The 26,391-nt window shown below is 42.4% G+C and carries 15 protein-coding genes and 4 pseudogenes; 17 read left to right on the top strand and 2 right to left on the bottom strand.

The genetic code is table 11. The features are described 5' to 3' along the window. Positions 1 to 391 precede the first annotated feature (391 nt). From STRCR_RS09935 to STRCR_RS09915, 5 genes are all read left to right on the top strand, one after another. Positions 392 to 1,099, top strand: coding sequence for an O-methyltransferase (locus tag STRCR_RS09935; RefSeq protein ID WP_004225250.1), 708 nt, complete (start codon positions 392 to 394; stop codon positions 1,097 to 1,099). Positions 1,100 to 1,214: 115 nt separating this feature from the next. Then, the gene (locus tag STRCR_RS09930) at positions 1,215 to 2,294 is read left to right on the top strand and encodes a peptidylprolyl isomerase (protein ID WP_004229911.1); all 1,080 of its coding nucleotides are present in this window, start codon (positions 1,215 to 1,217) and stop codon (positions 2,292 to 2,294) included. Between the two features lie 232 nt (positions 2,295 to 2,526). Then, on the top strand, positions 2,527 to 3,027 hold the full coding sequence (locus STRCR_RS09925; RefSeq protein ID WP_004228204.1) for an LURP-one-related/scramblase family protein: 501 nt from the start codon (positions 2,527 to 2,529) through the stop codon (positions 3,025 to 3,027). A gap of 35 nt (positions 3,028 to 3,062) precedes the next feature. Continuing rightward, positions 3,063 to 5,681 (top strand): alanine--tRNA ligase, encoded by a 2,619-nt coding sequence (alaS, locus tag STRCR_RS09920; protein ID WP_004228372.1) that lies wholly within the window; start codon positions 3,063 to 3,065, stop codon positions 5,679 to 5,681. A 103-nt stretch (positions 5,682 to 5,784) separates the two neighbouring features. Further along, the gene (locus tag STRCR_RS09915) at positions 5,785 to 6,576 is read left to right on the top strand and encodes a hypothetical protein (RefSeq protein WP_004225592.1); all 792 of its coding nucleotides are present in this window, start codon (positions 5,785 to 5,787) and stop codon (positions 6,574 to 6,576) included. Positions 6,577 to 6,690: 114 nt separating this feature from the next. On the opposite strand, the pseudogene STRCR_RS11840 reads toward STRCR_RS09915, so the two are convergent. Beyond that, positions 6,691 to 7,526, bottom strand: a pseudogene (locus STRCR_RS11840) (IS982 family transposase). Between the two features lie 80 nt (positions 7,527 to 7,606). On the opposite strand from STRCR_RS11840, the pseudogene STRCR_RS12470 reads away from it, so the two are divergent. From STRCR_RS12470 to STRCR_RS09880, 6 genes and pseudogenes are all read left to right on the top strand, one after another. Next, a pseudogene (locus STRCR_RS12470) lies at positions 7,607 to 7,798 on the top strand (DUF3267 domain-containing protein); the annotation flags it as partial. Between the two features lie 153 nt (positions 7,799 to 7,951). Continuing rightward, complete coding sequence (locus STRCR_RS09900) at positions 7,952 to 8,734, top strand: carbon-nitrogen family hydrolase (RefSeq protein WP_004227370.1); 783 nt, start codon at positions 7,952 to 7,954, stop codon at positions 8,732 to 8,734. 11 nt (positions 8,735 to 8,745) lie between these two features. Then, a complete protein-coding gene (locus STRCR_RS09895; RefSeq protein ID WP_004225309.1) occupies positions 8,746 to 9,921 on the top strand; it encodes a pyridoxal phosphate-dependent aminotransferase in 1,176 nt (391 codons plus the stop codon). Positions 9,922 to 10,070: 149 nt separating this feature from the next. Next, positions 10,071 to 10,883, top strand: a complete 813-nt coding sequence (locus STRCR_RS09890) for a glycosyltransferase family 8 protein (protein WP_172459636.1) — start codon at positions 10,071 to 10,073, stop codon at positions 10,881 to 10,883. A 204-nt stretch (positions 10,884 to 11,087) separates the two neighbouring features. Continuing rightward, on the top strand, positions 11,088 to 11,639 hold the full coding sequence (locus STRCR_RS09885) for a DUF3267 domain-containing protein (RefSeq protein ID WP_004228966.1): 552 nt from the start codon (positions 11,088 to 11,090) through the stop codon (positions 11,637 to 11,639). A gap of 873 nt (positions 11,640 to 12,512) precedes the next feature. Beyond that, complete coding sequence (locus STRCR_RS09880) at positions 12,513 to 17,474, top strand: antigen I/II family LPXTG-anchored adhesin (protein WP_004225946.1); 4,962 nt, start codon at positions 12,513 to 12,515, stop codon at positions 17,472 to 17,474. A 180-nt stretch (positions 17,475 to 17,654) separates the two neighbouring features. On the opposite strand, the gene thiT is transcribed toward STRCR_RS09880, so the two are convergent. Further along, entirely contained in the window at positions 17,655 to 18,227 is a 573-nt protein-coding gene (gene thiT / locus STRCR_RS09875) for an energy-coupled thiamine transporter ThiT (RefSeq protein WP_004227545.1), read from the bottom strand. Between the two features lie 615 nt (positions 18,228 to 18,842). Between thiT and STRCR_RS09870 the strand changes: the two are divergent. From STRCR_RS09870 to STRCR_RS09845, 6 genes and pseudogenes are all read left to right on the top strand, one after another. Further along, positions 18,843 to 19,973: pseudogene (locus STRCR_RS09870) on the top strand (putative cross-wall-targeting lipoprotein signal domain-containing protein); the annotation flags it as partial. A gap of 89 nt (positions 19,974 to 20,062) precedes the next feature. After that, positions 20,063 to 20,926, top strand: a complete 864-nt coding sequence (locus STRCR_RS09865; RefSeq protein ID WP_004229599.1) for an IS982-like element ISScr1 family transposase — start codon at positions 20,063 to 20,065, stop codon at positions 20,924 to 20,926. A 6-nt stretch (positions 20,927 to 20,932) separates the two neighbouring features. Further along, positions 20,933 to 24,307: pseudogene (locus STRCR_RS09860) on the top strand (antigen I/II family LPXTG-anchored adhesin); the annotation flags it as partial. A 485-nt stretch (positions 24,308 to 24,792) separates the two neighbouring features. Then, the gene (locus STRCR_RS09855; protein WP_420805021.1) at positions 24,793 to 25,200 is read left to right on the top strand and encodes a MarR family winged helix-turn-helix transcriptional regulator; all 408 of its coding nucleotides are present in this window, start codon (positions 24,793 to 24,795) and stop codon (positions 25,198 to 25,200) included. After that, positions 25,166 to 25,525: a rhodanese-like domain-containing protein gene (locus tag STRCR_RS09850; RefSeq protein WP_004226244.1), complete on the top strand. Its 360-nt coding sequence runs from the start codon at positions 25,166 to 25,168 to the stop codon at positions 25,523 to 25,525. Before STRCR_RS09855 ends, STRCR_RS09850 begins: the two co-directional genes overlap by 35 nt. A 436-nt stretch (positions 25,526 to 25,961) precedes the next feature. Next, positions 25,962 to 26,390 (top strand): MarR family winged helix-turn-helix transcriptional regulator, encoded by a 429-nt coding sequence (locus STRCR_RS09845; protein ID WP_004227285.1) that lies wholly within the window; start codon positions 25,962 to 25,964, stop codon positions 26,388 to 26,390. Position 26,391: the final 1 nt, after the last annotated feature.

Below are 26,391 nucleotides of genomic sequence, written 5' to 3'. Positions count from 1 at the left end.
ATATAAATTGACTTCGTTGTCCCACCTCCGCACAGTTGATTAGGATGGCCGCTAACACTTGCGGAGTAGTTAAACAGTCCAGTGGACTGTTTAAGGGGGTGCCTGAAAATAGGAGTGCACCCCAAGATAAGGACCTCCAATCAGCAGTGGTTCATTGGTGCTAAAGCACCTAATGAACTGTGCAGGGGAAAGACTAAGTCGGCAGAGCCAACAAGTCTTTCTCCCAACCACTGCGGCAAACTGTTATTACTATAAAAATAGAAGGCTGGAATACTTTTTTCCCAGACTTTTTCCAGCTGACGCTAAGAATGTAAACTTGTAAATACAGTTTCTTAGAATTTCCCTTTTACTCGCCTTTACAAACCCCTCTTGCCTTTGTTATCATAAGACCATGGTTCAAACGTACAGTAAAAATGCTAATCATAATATGCGCCGTCCTGTGGTCAAAGAAGAGGTTGTTCGTTACATGCGGACACATCAGAAAAAAGAGGCAGGACATTTAAGAGAACTGGCAGACTTTGCCCGGCAGGAAAATATCCCTATCATCCAACCAGAGGTAGTGGCTTATTTTCGTTTTCTTATGCAGACTCTAGCCCCAAAATCTATTTTAGAAATTGGGACAGCCATCGGTTTCTCGGCTCTTCTTATGGCCCAATATGCACCTGAGGCTAAAATTACAACATTGGAACGTAATGAAGAAATGCTGGGCTTGGCTAAGGAAAATCTAGCCAAGTACGATAGTCGGCGACAGATCAAGTTGTTAGAAGGAGAAGCCCTCGATATTCTACCGACACTAAGGGACAGATACGATTTTGTTTTTATGGATTCAGCCAAATCTAAGTATATCGTCTTTTTACCCCAAGTTCTGGAGCGACTGGAAGTCGGCGGTGTCGTCGTTATTGACGATGTTTTTCAGGGAGGCGATTTAGCCAAGCCGATTGCAGAGGTTAAGCGAGGACAAAGAACCATCTACCGCGGTCTCCAACGGCTTATGGATGCCACTTTGAATAATCCGGATTTGACAGCTAGTCTCTTACCGATTAGTGATGGCCTATTGCTGATTCGCAAAAATGCTATAGATGTCACTCTTCCAGACTAGGCAAGATGGAAGAAAGTATGTTATAATAGGTGAGTTAATGTTTGGGGCAGGATACAAAATCGATTGTGCTGCACTACCGATTTTTGTTCCAGTTCCCAATAAGAAGGAGTAGAATATGGCGAATAAAAAAGCATTTCAGGATGAAGTAAAAAATAAAAACCGACGTGCTAGAAAAGACCAAAGAAAGAAAAAGAAGAAAACCCAAGGCAGTTTATGGAATTCTCTTGCGACCATCTTTGGAAGCAAGGTTTTCCGCAGTCTCCTGACCTTTGTTTTAGCTATGGCTATCGGTGGTGTAGGGACCTATCTTTATATGAATAGTCGTCCTTCCCAAGAAACTGTTCTGGTTCGGATGAAGGGCAAGACTATCACGGTTGCTGATCTCTATGAAAGTTCTAAGGGTTCAGATGCAACTAAGAGTGCTCTCTTGCAAAAAATCTTCTCAACAATGCTGGAAGACAAGTACGGTAAGAAGGTCTCTGACGACAAGGTTAATGACAAGTATCAACAATACGCTAAGCAATACGGAAATCAGTTGACTACCCTCTTGTCACAAAATGGCTTGACAACAGATACCTTCAAACAAAATCTTCGCGTTCAAGCTTTGCAGGAATATGCCTTTAGGGATGCTGCTAAGAAGGATTTGAACGACAAGAAATTGCAAGAACTTTATAAGGATTATAATCCAGAAATTACTGTCAGCTACATCAAGACAGATGATAAGGATAAGGCTTCAAGCCTGCATGATCAAGCTGCAGCGGACGGAGCTGATTTCAGCCAAATCGCTAAAGATAATAGTGGTCAGGAAAATGTCTCCTTCGATTCTGGAACATCTTCCGACACCAATGCAGCCCAAAACCTTCCACCAGAAGATGTCCAAAAGGCAGCCTTCAAGTTGGACAATAATGCTGTATCAGATGTCATTGAATCCGAAGGTAACGATGGTTCTAAGAGTTACTATGTTGTCAAAGTAACCGCTAAAAATGAAAAGAATCCTGATTGGAAATCTTATAAAAAACGTTTGACAGAAATTTACGTCAACAAAAAGATTGGCGATTCTAAGTTTACCAATAACGTTATCGCTAAATTGCTCAAAGAATACAACGTCACAATTGAAGATAAGACCTACAGCTCACTGCTTTCAAACTATGGTTTAGACGGCAGCACAGCTTCAAGTTCTAAAAAGTCTAAATAAGACAGTTTAAGACGGAAAAATAAAATTGAGAATTGTTTAGAATTGACCTGTTCAGAAATCTGGCGGTTGCTGCGAGCCAGACAGGTAATCTAACCATGCTGCTCAATTTCAAAACGAAATAGCTAATGAAGAATGACAAGTTCATTAAATGGAGGTGGTACCGCGGCCATGTTCGCCCTCCCCATTGTTGAACTTGTCTTTTTATAATTTCTTATGATATCGAGGAATCTGTATGAAAACATTTCAAATTAAACAAAAAATGTGGTCATTAGGTGGAAAATTTACCATTAATGACGAGTTAGGGATGCCAGCCTATCAGGTCGAGGGCAGCCTCTTCAAAATTCCCAAGACCTTTAAAATCATGGATATGCAGGGAAAACTGATAGGTCAGATTGATAAGCAATTCTGGAGTTTTTTGCCCAAGTTTCAGGTCAATTTAGCCAATGGTCAAAGCTTTACCATCAAGAGGGATTTTACCTTCTTTAAACCCCACTATTCTCTCGAAAATCTGAATATGGAAGTTCAGGGTAACTTCTGGGAGATGAATTTTAACCTGCTGCAGAACGGGGAGCTTGTAGCCCGCATCTCACAGGAATGGCTGCGTATGACTTCAACCTATAATATTGAGGTGTATAACGAAATTTATTCAGACTTAGTCATCGCTTTAACAGTAACGATTGATTATGTAAAAGCTCGGAAATCTGGGGGAGCAGCTAACTCAGCTGCTAATTAACTAAGACTAAAGATATAGAAAGGTTATAAATACTCATGAAAGCACTAACTTCTGCACAAATTCGTCAAATGTGGCTTGATTTCTGGAAATCCAAAGGTCATGCCGTAGAACCATCAGCTAACCTAGTGCCGGTCAATGATCCCACCCTCCTCTGGATTAACTCTGGGGTCGCTACCCTCAAGAAATACTTTGATGGTTCTGTCATTCCAGAAAATCCCCGTATTACCAATGCGCAAAAGTCTATTCGGACTAACGATATTGAAAACGTTGGTAAGACAGCCCGCCACCACACTATGTTTGAAATGCTGGGGAATTTCTCAATCGGAGATTACTTCCGTGATGAGGCGATTGAGTGGGGCTATGAGCTCTTAACTAGTCCGGACTGGTTTGCCTTTCCTAAGGAAAAACTTTATGTAACTTATTATCCAGATGACAAGGATACCTATGACCGTTGGGTTGCCTGCGGTATGGACCCCAGTCACATGGTTCCAATCGAAGATAACTTCTGGGAAATTGGTGCCGGTCCTTCAGGCCCTGATACAGAAATCTTTTACGACCGTGGTGAGGACTTTGACCCAGACCATATTGGTCTACGTCTCTTGGCAGAAGATATCGAAAATGACCGTTATATCGAGATCTGGAATATCGTCTTATCACAATTCAACGCAGATCCTAAAGTTCCACGTAAAGAGTATAAAGAACTCCCAAGTAAAAATATTGATACGGGTGCTGGCTTAGAGCGTCTGGCAGCAGTCATGCAGGGGGCTAAAACTAACTTTGAAACAGACCTCTTCATGCCAATCATTCGCGAAGTTGAAAAGCTCTCAGGGAAGACCTACGATCCAGACGGCGACAACATGAGTTTCAAGGTCATCGCTGACCATATCCGTGCCCTTTCTTTTGCTATCGGTGACGGTGCCCTTCCTGGTAATGAAGGTCGTGGTTATGTTCTTCGCCGTCTCCTCCGTCGTGCTGTTATGCACGGACGCAAGTTGGGTATCACGAATACCTTCCTCTACAAACTTGTTCCAACAGTTGGTAAGATTATGGAATCTTACTATCCAGAAGTGTTGGAAAAGCAAGACTTTATTGAAAAAATCGTTAAACGTGAAGAAGAAACCTTTGCCCGCACCATTGACGCTGGTAGCGGTCACTTGGAAGAGCTCTTAGCTGATCTCAAAGCGGCTGGTAAGGATACTTTGGAAGGTCAGGATATTTTCAAACTCTATGATACCTACGGATTCCCAGTTGAACTAACAGAAGAGTTGGCAGAGGATGCTGGATATAAGATTGACCATGCTGGTTTCCAAGCTGCCATGAAAGAGCAGCAAGAGCGAGCCCGGGCTGCCGTTGTCAAGGGCGGTTCTATGGGGATGCAAAACGAAACCCTCGCAGGTATCGTCGAGCCATCAGCCTTCAGCTATGAGAAGGAAGTCCTAGATAGTAAGCTTTCAGTTATCATTGTGGATAACGAGCGTGCAGACTCAGTAGCTTCGGGTCAAGCTCTTCTTGTCTTTGAAGAAACGCCATTCTATGCTGAAATGGGCGGACAGGTAGCTGACCATGGTGTCATTACAGATGCTGCTGGCCATGTCCTAGCCCGTGTGACAGATGTGCAAAAGGCACCAAATGGTCAAGCCCTCCATACCGCTGAGATTGAAGGTGAATTGACTCTCGGTACAGAGTATCACTTGGAAATCGACCACAAACGTCGCTATGCGGTTGAGAAAAACCATACGGCCACTCACTTACTCCATGCGGCCCTTCACAATGTCATCGGTGAACATGCGACTCAGGCTGGATCGCTCAATGAAGAAGACTTCCTGCGCTTTGATTTCACTCACTTTGAGGCTGTAACAGCTGACGAACTCCGTCGTATTGAAGAAGAGGTCAACCAACAAATCTGGAAGGCTATTGCGGTCAAGACGATTGAAACTGACCTTGATACGGCTAAGGAAATGGGAGCTATGGCTCTTTTCGGTGAGAAGTATGGCAAGGATGTGCGCGTGGTTGTCATTGGTGATTATTCTATCGAGCTCTGTGGCGGTACTCATCTGGGCAATACCTCTGAAATTGGTCTCTTCAAGATCGTCAAAGAAGAAGGAATCGGCTCTGGTACGCGTCGTATTCTAGCTCTCACTGGTCAACAAGCTTTTGAAGCCTTCCGTGAAGAAGAAGATGCCCTCAAGACAGTGGCTGCGACTGTCAAAGCACCCCAGCTTAAGGAAGCGCCAACTAAGGTGCAAAACCTGACCGAACAAGTTAAAGATCTGCAAAAAGAAATCGCAGAACTCAAAGAAAAAGCCGCTGCTGCCGCAGCAGGCGATATCTTTAAGGATGTCAAAGAGGCACATGGTATCCGCTACATTGCCAGTCAAGTAGAGGTTTCAGATGCTGGTGCTCTGCGCACATTTGCGGACAACTGGAAGCAGGCAGACCACTCAGATGTTCTGGTACTTGCAGCAAGTATCGGTGATAAAGTCAATGTCCTTGTGGCAAGCAGGTCTAAAGACATTCACGCTGGTAATCTGATTAAGGAACTAGCTCCAATCGTCTCAGGTCGCGGTGGCGGTAGGCCAGATATGGCCATGGCTGGAGGTTCAGACGTCTCACAAATGCCTAAACTCCTTTCAGCAGTCCCTGAAAAGTTGTAATCAAATAAACGTAAGAAAACCAAGCCTTGGTGGGCTTGGTTTTTGAATGTAAGTATGCTATTCTAACTGTACTAAATAAAATAATTAATATGGAGACGACTGTATGCATTTGGCGTGTGTTTTTATAATCTGCTCATGGTTACTTGTTTTTTTAAATTTTATGTTCACTTCAAATCGTCAGAAAAACTTAACTGAAAAAAAGAAAAAATATGGGTTAAGAGAGGAAGATGTAAGAAAAATTAGTAATTTAGCAAGTATAGAAATTGTCGTAGGGGTAATATTCTTTAATATTACTACTTTTATATGTATATATTTGAAATTTAAATATAATTGGAGTAGTTCCGTATTGCCTATTACAACTTATTTTCTTTTTGTAATAAGTATTTGTATTATGGCTTATATATCTCAATTTGAACCTGAACGCTTTGATAATGAATTAAAAGCGGATTCTAATTATTCGCTAAATAAGTGGAATTATTTAGCCTTTAAGTACACAGGGAAAACTAGACAAGAAATAAAAAAGATAAATAAGGAAAATCCTAGAGAGGCTGAATTTCGTAAAGTGAAAGATGAATTATCAAAAATGACTGAGGATGAGCGAAATTCTATCTTATTTTGTTTAGGGGAAGCGGAGAACACAGTACGCTCTTATATATTTAAATTTATTAAAAATAACTGGAAAGTTTTATTTGCTGAAATTAGTTTGGTTTCAGTAGTAGGTATAATATTTACTATTATGGGCGAAGATATTATTAAAACAATTAAAACTATAGTAGTTCTAATAATTTTAAGTATTATTTTTATTTACTGGTTAAATAATAAAACATCATTAAACCGCAAAATTAATACTTCCAAAAATCTTAAAGAAATAATAAATAAAATTAATAATGGATAATTTGGTCAGAAATAGATTTTTTTGATTAAGAATCAAAAAAATTAATGTTAGAGATGGATTGTTAGATGATGTTCATTTTATTTAATAAAATAATAGTTATTTTAACCCGTGATGCTAGTAACAAAATCCTAGGTTATAAGCAAAGATAGACTGTTCTAACCAAAGCTCCAACCCCTTTAAACTTCTCACTAATGGCCTTTCGATATCAAACTCCGAACACAAAACTGAAAATCGCGTTTCAATGGTTCTCCTCTCAGCCTTGAACTTCCAGTGATTGTGCTTATTGGCATTAGCCATATTACGCCTCAAAGGCGTCCCAAAACAGTAGCCCTTCTGGGTTAACTGTTGTTTCAAGACCTGACTGAGATAACCTAAGTCCGCTAAAACACCAGTGAAAGTTGTGCTCTCAAGCAGTTCTTCAGATGCCTGACGATGCCGGCATTACAACATAGTTCACGATAAAGCCTGACAAGGTGACCAACATATGGACTTTAAAACCACATCTTTTTTGAAGGATTGTAGGCAACCGTCACATGCTCTCGAAAAATGCGAAACTTGTAGTTGTGAGCTGGCCAACAAAACAGTATAAACTATCCATAATGACCAATATCATCCTGAAGGAATTGGCTCGTCATGCCCTGATGAATGCGCTTCAATAAGGGAATGAGATAGCGAGCTCTTCGATAGAATCGGGTTCGCTCTAAGCCAGTTGTTACAAGAAAGACTTGGCATAGTCTATAAAATCGGCGTTGGGATTTGATGCCGAGTTCAGCTTGAAGGACTAGGAGAACAAGAATGGAGCTATCGCTAACTTTGCAATAGTTGACATTTTGACGGTGTGTCAGTTCTTTAGGCGTATAGCAGCGATAATAGGAGGTAATAATCGTTTTTAATTGTTTCATATTGTATCGTAAGTGATGGCGTTTAGCGGTATCATTTAGATGGTTCATTTGGATGACTCCTGTTCGTTTGGTCACTGACAGCATAATCCAAATGAACTTTTTTGTGAACTAAAAAATAAACTAGTACCAATAGTCTCCTATTAACTGTTGTTCTAGCACTAGGTTGGCTATCGGATCCCATTTACCTCTTTATTGTCAGCCTGCATGCGGCTGCTTGTAGTGGCGATTTTTACTATGTGTATATCATAACTTGGAAATATCGTAACAATGAGATTTTAGTAGAAAATAACGAAGATGGGATTAAGATTTTTCAGTGCTAGTCTTCTAAGTCAGTTCTAACTAGCTAGTCATCTACCAAGTCTATCCGGACTTGGTTTTTTGCTAAAAAAATCGATGAATTGCTAAGTTCAGAATAATCAGATAATAATAATTGTGTTAAAATATAGGCAACATCGCGTGAAAGGTGGTATTTTATGCGCGTTTCCTTAATTCAAATGGATATTTTATATGGTCAGCCCCAGACTAATTTTGAGCGGGCTTTGGAGCTCTTAGAGCAGGCTGCCCAAGAAAATCCTGATGTTATTGTCTTACCTGAGATGTGGAATACAGGCTATGCCTTGTCCGATTTGGACCGACTGGCTGATAAGGATGGTCGGCAGACCCAGCAACTGCTCAGTCAGTTTGCTAGAGAGTCTAAGGTAGCTCTTGTCGGTGGCTCAGTGGCTGTTAAAGAAGATGGTCATTTTTTCAATCGAACCTATATCTATAACAAAGAGGGGCAGCTCTTGACAGCCTATGACAAGGCCCACCTCTTTGGATTGATGGCAGAGGATTGCTATCTGACAGCAGGATCTGACCAGAGCCTTTTTGAAGTAGCTGGCATTAAAGCGGCCTCTGTTATTTGCTATGATATTCGTTTTCCCGAATGGTTGCGAACGCTCATGTCTGATGGACCCCAAATTCTCTTCGTTGTGGCGGAGTGGCCTCAAACCCGAGTGCAGCAGTGGGAGATTCTCTTAAAAGCCCGTGCTGTTGAAAATCAGTCCTTTGTTGTGGCAGTTAATCGAGTAGGAGATGATCCTGACAATCATTTTAGTGGGCATTCCATGGTTATTGATCCTCTGGGGAATGTCTTGCTCCAAGCGCCGGATAATGAGACAGGTATCTTTACGGTCGACTTGAACGTAGCCCAAATAGCTCAGATTCGTGGAAGTATTCCAGTTTTTGAAGATCGCAGACCAGAACTTTATTATTGAAGGGAATCGCTATGAAATTTGAAACATCTCATTTATTAAAAAAACTACCCAAACAATTTTTTGCAGATTTAGTGACCAAGGTCAATGCTAAGATTGCTCAAGGAGCTGATGTCATCAACCTCGGTCAGGGAAATCCCGACCGACCAACCTACGACTTTATTGTGAAAGCCTTGCAGGATTCTGCAGCTAAGCCAGCCTCCCATAAATACTCCCTCTTTCGCGGTAATCCTCCTTTCAAGGAGGCAGCAGCTGACTTTTACAAGGCAAATTATCAGGTTGATTTAGACAGCCAGACGGAAATCTGTGTTTTAGGAGGGTCTAAAATTGGCTTGGTCGAATTACCCTGGGCCTTAATGAATCCTGGTGAACTTTTACTCTTGCCAGACCCAGGCTATCCAGACTATCTCTCAGCGGTTGCTTTGGGGCAGGTGGATTGCGAGACTTATCCTCTGCTGGCAGAAAATGACTTTTTGCCTGATTTGACTGCCATCCCCGAGGAGAGCGCTCGTCGTGCTAAATTCATCTATATTAACTATCCCAATAATCCAACAGGCGCTGTGGCCACTCCGGCATTCTATGAAAGCTTGGTGGATTGGGCCAAAAAATATGAAGTCGGTGTCGTCAGCGACTTTGCTTATGGAGCCCTGGGTTACCAAGGCTATAAAAATCCTAGCTTTCTATCCACACCAGGTGCTAAAGATGTTGGCATTGAGCTCTATACTTTCTCTAAAACCTTTAATATGGCTGGCTGGCGTTTAGCCTTCGCAGCTGGTAATGCAGATATGATAGAAGCTCTTAACCTTATTCAAGATCATCTCTTTGTCAGCATTTTTCCTGCCATTCAGGATGCAGGAGTGGCGGCTTTATCGGATCCAAGAGCCAAGGAGGCTATTGCAGCCCTTAACCAGAGATACGACCAAAGACGGGAAGCCTTCGTCCAAGCAGCTGCCCAGATTGGTTGGCAGGCCTTCCCGTCTAAGGGTTCTTTTTATGCATGGATGCCTGTACCTGAGGGTTTCAATAGTCAAAACTTTGCGGATCTCCTGTTAGAGGAAGCCCATGTTGCCGTTGCCCCAGGAATAGGGTTCGGTCAAGAAGGTGACAGCTATGTCAGAATCGGCCTCTTGGTTGAGCCAGACCATCTGGCTCAGGCCGTTGAACGCATTGGACAGCTAGACTTGTTTTAAACGAATCAAAGGATAAGCTGTCCCGCTGAGTCAGTAACCGCGTTCAAAATCAGGTATCAGATTCCTTTGGACTTGTTTTTTTAAATACCTATCGCCAAACGATAGTCGATTTTTTACAGGATTAGTGTTAGGATGACCCCATGTCAAGCATAAATCTATTATTTTCTATTGACAACGGCTACCTTGACCAGCTCAAGGTTATGCTCTATTCGATTTCCCTGCAGATGCCTCAGCAGCAAGTAGCGGTCTATGTTTTACAGAAAAATTTACTGAAAAAAACAGTTGAACTCCAGACTTTTCTGGAAAAATTAGGTATGACTTACCATCCAGTTATCATAGGCGAAAATGCTTTTCCTCATGCTCCAACGACTGAGCGTTATCCTGATACCATATACTATCGCCTCTTGGCTCACGAATACCTCCCTGAGGATGTAGAACAGATCCTCTATCTGGATGCTGACATGCTCTGCCTCAATTCTTTTGAGGAACTTTACCAGTTAGACATGGGCGACAATCTTTATGCAGCAGCCAGTCATAATACCGACCAAGGGTTGATGGATCAGGTTAATAAGGTTCGACTGCAAAATTTTCAAGCAGAGTCCTATTTCAATTCGGGTCTACTTTTGTTGAATCTGCCTAAAATCAGGCAAGCAGTCAAACGTGATGATATCCTTAAGTATATCGAGCACAATCGTCAGCTGTTGGTTTTGCCCGATCAGGATGTTCTCAATGGCCTCTATGGTCATCGAATATTACAAATTCCTGATCAGATTTATAATTTTGATGCCCGCTATAGTTGGCTCTATCTGGTTCGTAGCCATAACCTCTGGGATTTGGACTGGGTCATTAACCATACGGTTTTCTTACATTTCTGCGGACGGGAGAAACCTTGGCGGGTTGATTATCACGGACGCTTTTCAGGACTCTATAAATTTTTACAAAAAGAAGCCTTGAAACTTTAACACTAGCTGCTGCCTTTGATAGAGGAAAAAGCAGCTTTTCTTTTCAATCTATTTTCGAAAGTTCCTCCTAATCTTTTCAGTCTGTCATTGGCAAATTAAATCTCTCATGGTACAATGAGAGAGTGAAATCAGAAAATATTAAACAATAATAACAATAATGACGATAGGAGATAAGTTACTAGAGCGCAGGGGGAGAGGCCTACTATGAAATTGATTGCTGACTTAAATATCTTAAAGCGAAAAGGGCTGATCATTGGCTTAAAACTATTGAGTCTCCTGCTCTGTTTCCCTTATTACTATCTCTTTTCTCGACTGGCTATCGCTATCACAGGCACCTCCTCCTTTTATATCAATTGGTGGGAACCTTTTTTCTTCCTCTTCGATTTAGTTCTCCTGTTAGTCATTCACGAGGGGATTCATGCTTTCTACTTAAAGCTCTTTAACCCCAATAATCCTGTAAAATACGGTTCCAAATGGTATCTAGGCTTTTTTAATGCCGCCAGTCCAGGTTCCTACTATCCCAAAGGGCAGATGCTGATTGTTTATCTGGCTCCCTTTGTCCTAACCAGCCTTGTTTTAACCCTCGTTTTAGCCCTAGGTTGGCTTTCTTCCCTCACCTATCTCGTTTTGAGCGTCCTGCATACAGCAGCCTGCACCAAAGATTTTTATTTTGTCTATCTTATCTTTTGGAAATACCGCAAATATCAGCTCTTAATTGAGATTAAAGAGCTGATAATCAAGTTTTATCAGGCCTGAGGATCAGTAGAAATATAAAAATAAAATAATCTAAGCTTCTGGCTCAATTTTTCACAGGCCAAACTTAGTTTTGGAACAATAAATGTTTCTAGCTACAATATTGAACGGCACCATCATTTCATCAAAAGGAATGAGAGGTCTTTTATGTGTATACAGGCAGTCATGCAGATTTGTTTAAAATGTGAAGGCAGTTCTTGATGAGCTGTCTTTTTATTTTCTGAGCCGCTAAGCTGATAACGCTAACCTAATCCATACTAAAAGAAATTTGGGAAATATGTATGATTACGACTAAAATTTTCAGCGATCGATTATAGGGAAACTTTGTTTTTTAATTGACCATTGTCGCGATGTTCACTATAGAAAAACTATTACGGTAAGTGCTTGAATAAACAGAAAAAAAGACTTACTAACCTACAAAAAACAGGGATTCCAACTGATTAACTGGCTCGATAAAACATGACACATTTAAAATGAAACGGATTTATAGGATGAAGGAAGGATAAGCAGTGGCCTATTTTGAAAAATGATTTTACTATATTTACCTCGCCATCCTTACGCCTATTGGGAAAGGGGAGATAATAAAAATAATAATCGCTTGATTTGACGCTAGTTAGCTAAAGGCATACAATGCGACGGAAAACTTGGCAGCATTCATTGAAAACTGCCCCAATGACCCTTAAAAGACCACTTATTATCAGTCTTCTAAGATGGTTTTTAGAGGCGGGGTGACTTAGGATTTGGCAAATTTCTAAAAATTATCAGTTGCTAATAAATAACAGTCAATTAGCTTGTTTAGTTCCTAATAAAATGGTAATATGACATCAATGTCATCAAAAAAACTAAACTGTTACAGTTTGATTAAAAGGAGTAGAGATGAAGCGCAAAGAAACGTTTGGTTTTCGTAAGAGTAAGATCAGTAAGAGCCTTTGTGGTGCCCTGTTGGGAACTGCTATTGTTGTGTCTGTAGCAGGTCAAAGGGCATTGGCTGAAGACATGACGACCAGTACAACATCAGCTGTTGATACAACCGCAGTTGTTGGAACGGAGACTGGGAATCCCGCAACCAACCTGCCTGAAAAACAGGCTGACTCTAGCAGTCAAGCAGAAGCTAGTCAAGCTCAAGCTGAGCAAAAGACTGGTTCAATGCCTGTCGATGTAGCAACTACTGAGCTGGACGAAGCTGTAAAATCCGCTGCTGAAGCTGGCGTAACAGTGTCACAAGATGAGACTGTGGACAAAGGAACTGTGGGCACATCTCAAGAAGCAGATGAAAAATCAGGTGAAATCAAGGCTGACTACAGTAAGCAAGCGGAAACCATCAAAATCACGACAGAAACCTACAAGGCCGATGTGGCTGCTAATCAATCAGAAACCAACCGTATCAATCAAGAAAATGCCGCCAAGAAAGCCCAGTATGAACAGGATTTAGCTGCTAACAAGGCTGAAGTTGAGCGCATAACCAATAAAAATGCCCAAGCTAAGGCTGACTATGAAGCTAAATTAGCTCAATATCAAAAGGAATTGGCAGCTGTTCAACAAGCTAACTCCGACAATCAGGCTGCTTATGCAGCGGCTAAGGATGCTTACGAAAAAGAATTGGCCCGTGTGCAAAAGGCTAATGCCGATGCTAAAGCGGCTTATGAGCAAGCGGTTGCTGCCAATACTGCTAAGAATGAACAGATTAAGGCAGCCAATGCCGCTATTCAGCAGCGCAATGCCCAAGCCAAGGCTGATTACGAAGCCAAATTGGCCCAATATCAAAAAGACCTAGCGGCAGTCCAAGCAGGGAATGCCGCTAATGAAGCAGACTACCAAGCTAAGAAAACGGCTTACGAGCAAGAGCTAGCCCGAGTGCAAGCGGCTAACGCGGCTGCCAAGACCGCTTATGAGCAAGCAGTTGCTGCTAATACTGCCAAGAATGAACAGATTAAGGCGGCAAATACTGCTATTCAACAGCGTAATGCCCAAGCCAAGGCTGATTACGAAGCCAAATTGGCCCAATATCAAAACGATCTAGCGGTAGTCCAAGCAGGGAATGCAGCCAATGAAGCTGACTATCAAGCTAAGAAAACGGCTTACGAGCAAGAGCTAGCCCGAGTGCAAGCGGCTAATGCGGCCGCCAAGACCGCTTATGAGCAAGCAGTTGCTGCTAATACTGCCAAGAATGAAGAGATCAAGGCAGCAAACGAGGCTATTAAACAGCGCAATGCCCAAGCTAAAGCAGACTATGAAGCCAAACTAGCTCAGTATCAAAAAGACCTAGCAGCAGTCCAAACAGGGAATGCGGCTAACGAGGCAGACTACCAAGCTAAGAAAACGGCCTACGATCAAGAGTTAGCCCGTGTGCAAAAAGCGAACGCTGATGCCAAGGCAGCCTATGACCAAGCTGTTAAGGACAATCAAGCTAAGAATGCTGAGATTGCAGCCGAAAATGCAGCTATCAGACAGCGCAATGCGGCTGCCAAAGCTGACTATGAAGCCAAATTAGCTCAGTATCAAAAAGATTTGGCTGCTGTTCAAAAGGCCAATGCAGCCAATGAAGCTGACTACCAAGCTAAAAAATTAGCCTACGAAACTGAATTAGCCCGTGTGCAAAAAGCGAACGCTGATGCCAAGGCAGCCTATGACCAAGCTGTTAAGGACAACCAAGCTAAGAATGCTGAGATTGCAGCCGAAAATGCAGCTATCAGACAGCGCAATGCGGCTGCCAAAGCTGACTATGAAGCCAAATTAGCTAAATATCAACAAGACTTAACCCAATACCAAAAAGATTTTGCTGACTATCAAAGCAAGTTAAAAGCTTACGAAGATGCCCAAGCTGCTTACAAGGCTGCCTTAGCAGAGCTGGAAAAACACAAAAATGATGATGGTTATTTACCATCACCAGAATCGCAACCCTTTATTTTTGAGCAAGAAAAAAATGCTACCCTCGAAATTACATCGGGAGATAAAGTCTATAATGCTGACGAATTCTATGCCGAAGCAGATAAACTAGATTATATTAAGGCAGATACTCTATTTAATACGGAAAAGAGAAGGGTTGCCTATGAACATTTTAAGGGAGGAATTCAAGATAGTGCAGATTGGCCGGGCAAGCGAGTATTTTTGCCAAAAGGTAAACCTGTTGTTGCACGGTATAGCAACCTAAAGAATTCAGAGCTGAATGGTAAAAAGATTGCCTCTGCAGAATTCATATATACGCTAAAAGACACCAGTCTTAATGCCGATAAAATACCTGCGATGCTATATGATGATCCCACACAAACAATATATTATTTTGAGTTCTTTGGTTCACAGAGTATTGATGTCGACATTAAGTTTTATGATGAAGATGGAAATAAGATCGATGCAACGGGTGCATTGCTAGATTTTTCTTCACTTAACAGAGGACATGGCTGGCCACAGTATAATGGTATAAATACCATTGAAAAGGTTAATTATCATACGGGAACGGCCATTGAAATAAACGGCTCTTCTGTAAAAGACAATGGGGATGGCTTATATGCTGCTACTCCAAACTATACTAAGGCCAATCAATCAAGATTTGAAAGCAATGAGTGGGATACTACGAATTCCCCAGTGAATTGGTATGGAGCTATTGTTGGTAAACAAACTGGTCCCGATATTAAATTTACGCTTTCTGCTGAAAATGCTTCGGGAATATGGTTCGCTTTTGATTCTAAAATAAAGGCAAAGGACATTCCTAATAAACCGATGGAATCTGAACCAACCCCGCCAGTAGCCCCAACTCAGCCCTTAGAACCTGTTTACGAGGTCGAAAAGGACTTGGAGCCAGTTCCGGTAGAACCCAACTACGATCCAGAGCCAACGCCGCCGACTCGTACGCCGGATCAGCCGGAACCAAACAAACCAGATGAGCCTAACTATGAAGTAGAAAAACCATCAGAACCGGCACCGATCGAACCCAACTACGATCCAGAACCAACGCCGCCGACTCGCACACCGGACCAGCCAGAACCGAATAAACCAGATGAACCCAACTATGAAGTGGAGCAGCCCCAGGAACCGGCACCGGTCGAACCCAAGTACGATCCGGAGCCAACCCCACCTGTTGATCCTGTTTATGAGAAAATACCTGATCCAGTTAATGTACCAACGGTTCGCTATCACTACTACAAGTTGGCGATTCAGCCAGGTGTAACCAAGGCAATCAAGAATAGCGATAATCTTGATATTGATAAGACTTTAGTAGCTAAGCAATCAACTGTTAAGTTCCAATTGTTAACCGCAGATTTACCAGCTGGTCGTCCCGAAACGACTTCCTTTGTTCTGGTGGATCCATTGCCAAGTGGCTATCAATTTAATTTAGAAGCTACAAAGGTTGCTAGTCCTGGCTTTGACACTAGCTATGACGAAGCTACGAATACAGTAACTTTCACAGCCACTGCAGAAACATTAGCCAACCTCAATAAAGATCTGACCAAGACGGTTTCAACTATTTACCCAACGATTGTTGGCCAAGTACTGAATGATGGTGCTATCTATACCAATAATTTCACTCTGACGGTCAACGATGCCTACGGTATTAAATCCAATATTGTTCGAGTAACCACTCCAGGGAAACCAAACGACCCTAAACATCCAAATAACAGCTATATCAAGCCGCACAAGGTCAATAAAAATGAAAACGGCGTGGTGATCGATGGAAAGGCCGTCTTAGCAGGTTCAACAAACTACTATGAATTGACTTGGGACTTGGACCAATACAAGGGTGATAGCTCTGGTAAAGAAAGTATCCAAAAAGGATTCTTCTATCTAGAGGATTATCCAGAAGAAGCCCTCGATCTGCGTCCAGATTTGGTCAAAATTACTGATACTAGCGGTAAGGCTGTAACAGGTATCAGCGTGACTGATTATGCCAGCCTTGAAGCTGCTCCAGAGATGGTTCGTGAGATGCTTCAAAAGGCTAACATCACACCCAAAGGCGCCTTCCAGCTCTTTACAGCCGATAATCCGCAGGCCTTCTATGATACTTATGTCGTTAAAGGTATTGATTTGACCATTGTGACACCAATGGTTGTCAAGGCTGAAATGGGTAAAACAGGTGGCGGCTACGAAAACAGGGCCTATCAAATTGATTTCGGTAACGGCTATGAGTCCAACCCAGTGATTAACAATGTCCCTAAGATTGATCCTAAGAAGGATGTGACACTGACTCTTGATCCCGCCGATTTGACTAATATTGATGGGCAAACGATTGCTCTCAATCAAACCTTCAATTATCGTCTGATCGGTGGTATCATTCCACCAAAGCATGCTGAAGAGCTCTTCGAGTATAGCTTCGACGATGATTACGATCAGACAGGTGATAAGTACACGGGCCAATATAAGGCTTTTGCCAAGGTTGATTTTACCCTCAAAGATGGTACTATCATCAAAGCAGGTACGGATCTAACCCAATATACCAAAGCTCAAATTGATGAGGTTAATGGTCGGATTCTTGTCAGCTTCAAGGAAGACTTCTTGCGGTCTGTCTCTGTTGACTCGGCCTTCCAAGCGGAAGTGTATCTGCAAATGAAGCGGATTGCTGTTGGTACCTTTGAAAATACCTATGTTAATACGGTTAATGGCATCACTTACAGCTCAAACACGGTCCGCACTAGCACACCGGAGCCTAAGACGCCAGAAGATCCTAGAACTAGCCATACGGTCGTTTACCGTCCGATTAAGGATAAAACTTATCAACCGGCTCCGCCACAGACCGGTCAACTGCCAGCAACTGGTGATGCTAACAATGCTTATATGCCTTTGTTAGGATTAGTTAGCCTGACAGCCGGCTTTAGTCTGCTTGGCCTTCGCCGTAAGAAAAACTAAGGTATACTGCAAAAAATGAGAAAGCACACCTTTCTCATTTTTTCTGTATTTTGAAGAAAAAACGAACAAAATGAGTTTTCTATTATTTAGAAAGTCATCCTGTTCGTTTTTTATTTAATTTACCATTTTACGGGGCTTGACGATTCTTGAAATCAAAACCTTTTGGACCTAAGTTTTTCTTTAATTTATTAGCAGAAAACGTTTAATAAAGGGAAAGAGCAGACTTAGAGCAATGATGCAGGCTAAGGTTTCACCCAAGCAAGAAGAACTATTGATAATAGCAGAGTAGACGAGAGCTGACTGCCCCTTAGGAGCGTAGCTTCCCCAGAAAATAATTCCAGCAATAAAATGGATGATATAGCGAGACAGGCTGCCGATTAAAATCCCAAGAACCATAATGGCCCAGCTCCTTAAGGGCTGATTTTTTTTAAGAGTTTGATTGAATAAAGGCCTGATGATGCCGGCAAAGCCGATCAAACTAAAGGCAACGAAGTATTCTAAAAAACCTTGCCAGAGATTGAGCCAACCCCCAGCTGCCTGACCAAGCGCAACTTGCAGGATCCCCCAGATCAAGCCTGCTACGATAGCAGGCTTGGTGCCTCGGCGAAAGGCGATTAAAAAGATAGGGACCATCTTAAAGGATAAGGAAATCCAAGGACCGATTGACATCGGCTGGGTAAAGAAATCCAGTACCATGGCCAGACCAGCAAAGATAGCTATTTCAGCCATCGAAGCAACATTTGTTTTTTGCATAAAAAATCCTCCTTAGCCCAGTCTGACTGGGCAATTGATTTGATTTGCCACAATCAAAACTGAGATAAGCAGGACTTTGACTAATCCACTTATTTCTGCACATCCCTTACGCAAGCATTACCTTGTTCAGGTTCAAAGAGTTTAGACACCCAGACTTTGCGCAAAACTCCAATGTTATGGAATTTACTTAAAACTGGAGGTCATTCTCAGCAAAAGCTCCTCTTGTGACGCCTACATCATAGCAGAAATCTGCTCATTTAACAAGTTCCTACTCTTGCTATATTTCCTAAATCATCAGCAGATCTGCTAAATTAGTGGCAAATGACTTGGCAAAGTACTTTTCCCCTATAAATATATACTCAAAAAAACCATATTAAACAAAGTGACGATGTGCAGATGCTTCAAAAATGGCTAAAATAAAGCAAAATGCATCGTATTATGTTTTAGGAAGGAGGAATTAGAGGCTAAATTATAATTATTCTGTAATAAACAGAAAGATGTCATATATTTTTCAAAACAATGTCTATGAAAGGCGATAATATTTCTCAATCAAGAAAATTATGTTACAATATGTTAGGCAATAGTAGTTGCTTAGAAAAATATTGGGAGAAAACAATGAAAGCAAAACAAATTTATGGTTTTCGAAAAAGTAAGGTTGTGAAGTCTCTATGCGGTGCTGTATTGGGAGCTACAGCATTGATGGCATTGACAGGCCATAGAGCCGCAGCCGAGGAAGTATCGGAAACAACATCGACAAGCGGTGTTGACACGAAGGTTGTCGGGACAGAAACAGGCAATCCGGCGACTAATCTGCCGGAAGCCCAAGGCCCAGCCAGCGACCAAGCCAGCCAGAGTCAGGCTCAAGCAGGCCAGAACAATGGGGAGAAGCTGGTTGTAGAGGCTCCGTCACCAGAGTTGGAGCAGGCGGTTAAGGAAGCCTATCAAGCCGGTGTGACGGTTCAAGAAGAGGCTGATGTAGACGCAGGGACCGTTCAGACCTCAGATCAAGCAGCTGCTAAGCAGGCAGAGATCGATGCGGATTATGCCCAGCAAGTGGAACAGATTAAGACTACCGTCAACTCTTATAAGGAAGAAGTTGCTAAGCACAAGGCAGAAGTAGAGCAAATAGATGCAGAAAACAAGGCCGCTGCAGAGCAATATGATAAAGATTTGGCTGCCCATCAGGCAGAAGTAGGGCGGATTAATGCTGCTAATGCTGCTGCCAAGTCTGACTATGAAGCTAAATTAGCTCAGTATCAAAAAGATCTGAAAGCTATTCAAAATACGAATAAAAATAATGAAACCGCTTATCAGGCTGCACTTGCAGCCTACCAAGCTGAATTAGAACGGGTTCGGAAAGCCAACGGTGATGCCAAGGCAGCCTATGACCAAGCTGTTAAAGACAACAAGGCTAAGAATGCTGAGATTGCAGCGGAAAACGCCGCCATCAAACAGCGCAATGCGGATGCTAAAACCAAATATGACGCTGCTGTCAAACAATATGAAGCCGATTTGGCTGCCATTCAACAGGGTAACAAGGATAATGAAGCGGATTACCAAGCCAAGAAACAGGCTTATGAAACGGAATTAGCCCGTGTTCAAAAGGCTAATGCGGATGCCAAGGCAGCCTATGACCAAGCTGTTAAAGACAACAAGGCTAAGAATGCTGAGATTGCAGCAGAAAACGCCGCCATAAAGCAGCGCAACGCCGATGCTAAAGCCGACTATGAAGCAAAACTAGCTAAATCCCCGTGGTGCTAGTTAATTTCAAAATACAATAAAAAGCCCAAAAGGACTATACTGTAAGTGCCTAAACAAACAGGAGGTTAGTCCAAATGAGCCACTTACAGTATACTGCTAAATCTCATCACTTACAATGGAATTTGAAGCAATTATCAAAAATATGCCATCAGCTCTATAGGAATTATTGTCCTTACTCTTTCAAACATCGTCATAATATCAGTTTATCTAAGGTTTCAGATCAATCGCTATTGGTTTTGCTTATTTTACAAGCTGAGCTAGGTATTAAATCACAACGACACTTCTATCGTCTCTGTCACTTATTTCCTTGCGGCCAACTTCTTGAAAGAAGTCGTTTTAACCGACGAGCAAGACAGTTGGTTTGGTTAGTTCAAGTCATTAGACAAGCCATGAATACTCAAATTTCTCCTGATACTATCGCTATTATAGATAGCTTTCCCTTACCACTTTGTCAACCTGTCCGTAACTGTAGAACACGTATTTTTAATGATTTGGCAGACATTGGTTACAATGCTTCTAAACATCTTTGGTTCTATGGATTCAAAGTACATATGCTGGTCACTTTATCAGGCTATATTCTGAATTACGTTGTGACCCCTGCCTCAGTACACGATATTAGGACGGTTGATGACTTACTAGAAAATTGCCGACAACCTTATATTTTAGCAGACCTAGGATATCTTAGCAGGGAACTTAAAGACCATCTAGTTCAAAAAGGCTATCATCTATGGACTCCTTTGCGTCAAAACATGGCAGGAGCTAAACAACATAATCATTGGAAATTGATGGCTATGAGACGAACCATTGAGACACGCTTCTCCGAGCTTTGCGCTCTTTTTGACGTAGAACACACACTGACTAGAGGTTTAGCAGGACTGCAGTTAAGACTTGAGCAAATTATACTTACTCACAACCTGAGATACTTTGAGATTAACTAGCACCACGAGTTAGCTAAATATGAAAAAGATTTAGCTAAATACCAAAAAGATTTGGCTGAGTATCCTATCAAAAAACGGGAATACGAAGAGGAACAAGAGCGCATTAAAAAAGCTCTTGAAGAACTTGAGAAGCATAAGAACGAAGACGGTAACTTGACAGAACCATCTGCTCAAAACTTAGCTTATGACTTGGAACCAAATGCCCAGTTATCTGTTACCACAGAAGGATCATTCCTCAAGTCTAAAGCTTTAGATGAGTCTTTGGAAAACACGTCTTACTATAAAAATAAGCAACTCTATCTGGACAGACTTGATGTCACTAAACTAGAGCAAGCAGATGATGTCACTGATAAGATGGAACTTTACGGTAATATCGGTGACAAATCGGACTGGGAAACCATCATTAATGGTAAAGAAGAAGTGAAATGGGCTTCTGTCCTTTTGAAACGCGGTCAAAGTGCAACAGCTACCTATACGAATCTTAAAAATTCTTACTACAATGGTAAGAAAATTTCTAAAGTAGTTTTCAAGTATACAGTTGACCCAGCTTCGACTTTCCAAAATCCAAGTGGCAATGTCTGGTTGGGGATCTTTACTGACCCAACTCTGGGTGTTTTTGCCTCAGCTTATATGGGTGATGGACCTACCGAAGCCCAAAACAAGATTGAGACACACACCTCCCTCTTCATTAAAAATGAATTCACCTTCTATGATGAGGACGGCAATCCGATTGACTTTGATGATGCCCTTTTCTCAGTAGCGTCATTAAACCGTGAGGCTAATTCAATTGAAATGGCCAAAGATTATACTGGCAAGTTCGTTAAAATTGCTGGTTCATCTGTTGGTGAAGATAATGGCAAGGTTTACGCGACTGAATCAGAAAACTTTAAACAAGGTGTCGGTGGTTCCAAGCATACCATGTATAAACGTAATGGCGAGGCTGGTTCTGGTTGGGATTCAGCTGGAGCACCTAACTCGTGGTATGGTGCGGGGGCTATTAAAATGTCTGGTCCTAACAATACCATTACCTTGGGAACAATCTCTTCAACAGATGTTCTAGGTGAACCTGATGCTGGTGACCCACGCTATGCGGAAAAGACAGCAGGTAAAAAGCCAAATATTTGGTATTCTCTTAACGGCAGAGTCCGTGCGGTTAATGTGCCTAAAGTGACCAAGGAAAATCCAGAACCGCCAGTAGAACCTACCAAGCCAGAAGAACCTAAGTATGAAGTCGAAAAGGATTTAGAACCAGCACCGGTAGAACCCAAGTACGATCCGGAGCCAACACCGCCGACTCGTACGCCGGATCAGCCGGAACCTAATAAACCACAAGAGCCTAACTACGAAGTAGAGAAGCCACAGGAGCCAGCACCGGTAGAACCCAAGTACGATCCAGAGCCAACACCGCCAACTCGTACGCCGGATCAGCCGGAGCCTAATAAACCACAAGAGCCTAACTACGAAGTAGAAAAGCCATCCGAACCGACACCGGTCGAACCTAACTACGAACCGGAGCCAACACCACCGGCCCGTACACCGGATCAGCCGGAACCAAACAAACCGCAGGAACCTAACTACGAACCGGAGCCAACGCCTCCAACGCCACCGATTCTAAAACGCTTCCCTGGAGAGCCAGCAGTTCCAACGGTTCACTACCACTATGCGAGATATGCCATCCAGCCTCAGGTTAACAAGGCAATCACCAATAACGTAGGAGTCAATATCGACAAGACTCTAGTCGCTAAGCAGTCAGTGGTCAAGTTCCAACTGAGAACGGCTGAGTTGCCGGCCAACCGTGAGGAAACCACCTCCTTCGTCTTAGTCGACCCTCTTCCAAGCGGTTATCAGTTCAATCTGGAAGCAACCAAGGTGGCCAGCCCAGACTTTGACGTCACCTATGAGCAAGCCACGCATACGGTGACCTTCACCGCCACCGCTGAAACGCTGGCCCTGCTCAATCAGGACTTCACCAAGGGTGTCATCGCTCCAGTCCCAACCATTGTCGGTCAGGTCATGAACGATGGGGCCACTTATGAAAATAACTTTACTCTAACAGTCAATGATGCTTATGGCGTTAAATCCAATATCGTTCGGGTCACCACCCCAGGGAAGCCAGAAGACCCAGATAATCCAGGGAACAACTATATCAAACCGCACAAGGTCAATAAAAATGACAAAGGTGTTGTTATTGATGGCAAAACCGTCCTAGCCGGAACCATCAATTACTATGAATTGACGTGGGATTTGGATCAATACAAGGGCGATAAGTCTTCCCCAGATACCATCCAAAAAGGCTTCTTCTATCTGGATGATTACCCAGAAGAAGCGCTGAACTTGAATCCAACTCTCGTTAGAATCGTCGACGCTAATGGCAAGGCTGTTGAAGGGATCAGTATCACTGATTATGCCAGCCTTGAGGCGGCCCCAGAGGACGTTCGGACCATGCTCCAAAAGGCTAACATCACACCAAAAGGGGCCTTCCAGCTCTTCACAGCCGATGATCCGCAGGCCTTCTACGAGGCTTATGTGGTTAAAGGGATTAACCTGACCATTGTGAGTCCCATGACGGTTAAGGCTGAGATGGGCAAGACTGGCGGTTCCTATGAGAACAAGGCCTACCAAATTGATTTTGGCAATGGCTATGAGTCCAATATCGTGGTCAATAACGTGCCTAAGGTGGATCCTAAGAAGGACGTCACCTTGACCCTAGATCCAGCCGATACCAGCAACATCGACGGTCAGACCGTAGCGCTTAACCAAGTCTTCAACTACCGTTTGATCGGTGGGATCATCCCAGGCAACCGCTCAGATGAGCTGTTTGAGTACAACTTCTACGATGACTATGACCAGACAGGCGATCAGTACACCGGTCAGTATAAGGTCTATGCCAAGTCTGACATCACCCTCAATAATGGAACTGTAATCGCAGCGGGAACTGATATGACTGGTTATACGACGGCAGACGTCAATGAAGCTGAGGGTCTCATTGTCATCAGATTCCAGGAAGGCTTCTTGCGTTCGGTTTCGCTGGACTCTAGTTTCCAAGCCGAAAGCTATATTCAGATGAAACGGATAGCTGTCGGCACCTTTGAGAACACCTATATCAATACGATTAACGGTGTGACCTACAGTTCCAATACGGTTAAGACGACAACGCCGGAGGATCCAGCCGATCCTACGCCGCCGGCACCGAATCGCGACCGGATGCCGCTAACGGTGACCTATCACTTTGAGAATGCGGCAACGCAGCCAGCAAAAGCCAGCCTTCTGCCGCAGACTGGCAGCAAGGACAGTGCTTATCTGCCGCTCTTAGGCGTGAGTGCGATTCTGGCTGGTCTTGGTTTACTAGGCAGTCAACGCCGCAGAAAAGAAGAAGACTAAAAGAATGGGAAGAGCTTTTAGTAATAAACTCTGTTAGAAATCTTCTATATCTTAAGTAAAAACACAAGTAAGTCTTACTTTTGGCGTCTGCCATTTTGGACTTGCTTGTGTTTATTTTTTATGTTCTTAGATTTTATATGCGAGTACTAGAAGCTAGCAGATGACATACCTTATGAGCATTTGAAATCAAAAGCTCGTTATCATAGCATAGGGCTTTAAAACTAATCACTGCTAGCCAGCACATTAAGGTTAAAAAGTACTTTTGCAGTGGCAGAGGTCTATCTTTACGGCACATCATTTTACAAGGTACATGTATAATCCACTACCAAATATCTTATTTGTGGATCTTTGTAAAATTTTAGGATCTATTCTTGACAAAAGTTATCGCATTAGATATAATCAGTTTATCTGATAATCAGAAAAGGTGATTATTTTTGAAAATTGAAGAATCGTGGGGATTTGCTATCAGTAAAATTGGCCAAGAGATGGATCGGTGTTTCAGTCGGCAATTAGAAGCAGTGGGATTGAACTATAGGGATTCTAGATATTACGGAGTCCTTCTGGCTGTTTATAATTATCCTCAGCTGACTCAGCTGAAAATTGGGGAGAAGCTCAGTATTGACCGCACAAGTATCGGGCAGCTGATTGACGAACTTGAGAGGAAAGGATTGGTTCATCGCGAAAAAAAACCTAAGGACAGAAGACAGAATGTCCTTACATTAACGTTAGAAGGAGAAGGGTTAGTCAAAAATATGTGGCCTAAACTCAAAGCCGCCGAACAGCAAGTGATCAGAGACTTACCTGACAGTCAAAAAACTATTATCTTAGAAATCGCTGAACAAATAAAGGAGAATAACCATGACAAAACTGGAATTACTAGAAACCTACCTTAGCCTGTATATTAACCATTTTGACGTATTGAAGGCCATGGAAAGCAACGAGTCACCTTATGTGATCTTGGATGTCCGCAATGCACCGGCTGCTGTCAAAAAAGACCAGATTAAGGGCGCTTTGGCGATACCTGCTAAGGACTTAGCTAATGAGCTTGAGCAGTTAGACAAAGAGAAAATCTATGTTGTCTATGATTGGAACAGCGGAACAACCTTAGGCAAGCAAGCACTCTTCATACTGTTATCCGCTGGTTTTGAAGCCTACGAGCTCTCAGGAGCTCTTGAAGGATGGAAGGGCATGAATCTGCCAATTGAAGAAGTTCACTAATTTTTAAGGGCCAATCAGCAATCAGCCATGGAGAGATTGATGCCATCTTGTCTGCCAAATCAAGCACTGCGCTAATTGGTTAAAACAATAGACTTGTTCAGTAACCAAAACTAGTATGCCAAACTCATGAAAATCGTATACAAAAACAAAAAGCCCTAAAACTTTACTCAGAATATTTAAATGGTTAAGCTGAGTTGATTTGTGGCATTATCAATTATAAATGGCTTAGTTTTCGAACAAGTCTAATATAAAAAAAGAGTTTGCAGCAATTTGATATACTCCCCTCATAGATGCTAGTGAAATTTTTAATTTTTTCACTGTTCACTATGAGGGGAGTTTTCGGATCTTCAAACTTTTTTTCTTGATACTTAGACTAAACCTTTGTATAATATGTATACAAATAGTTGGTGTACATATTATTTTAAAAGGGGAACTGATGGAGTTACATGAATCGTTGGGCTTTTTGCTAAATTACAGCGCACGTTTGATAAAGAGAAGGCTTGATCAAGAGCTTAAGCAGTACCATCTGACAACGTCACAATGGGCAGTTTTAAAAATACTATCTGAACACAGTCATATATCACAAGCGGAATTGGCAGATTTGACTGGAACTGATCGCGCCAATTGCGGCGCTGTGCTTGATAAATTAATCGCTAAACAGTTTGTCGAAAAAACACTGTCGCCCCAAGATCGCAGAAGTTATGTTGTTTCAATAACACCGTCAGCACTTGAGTTGGTTGAAAACATTGTCGCCTTAGTTAATCAAACAAATAGACAGGCGCTGGAAGGATTCTCAAAAGACGAGCAACAGCAATTTGTTAATAGCCTAAACCTTGTCATAAAAAATTTGCTGAAAGCGAGGTAGA

This window comes from Streptococcus criceti HS-6 (assembly GCF_000187975.2).
In the GTDB taxonomy this organism is placed as follows: Bacteria; Bacillota; Bacilli; order Lactobacillales; family Streptococcaceae; genus Streptococcus; species Streptococcus criceti.
The sequence above is the reverse complement of the archived record's forward strand: the minus strand, read 5'-3'. Positions and strand labels throughout refer to the sequence as shown.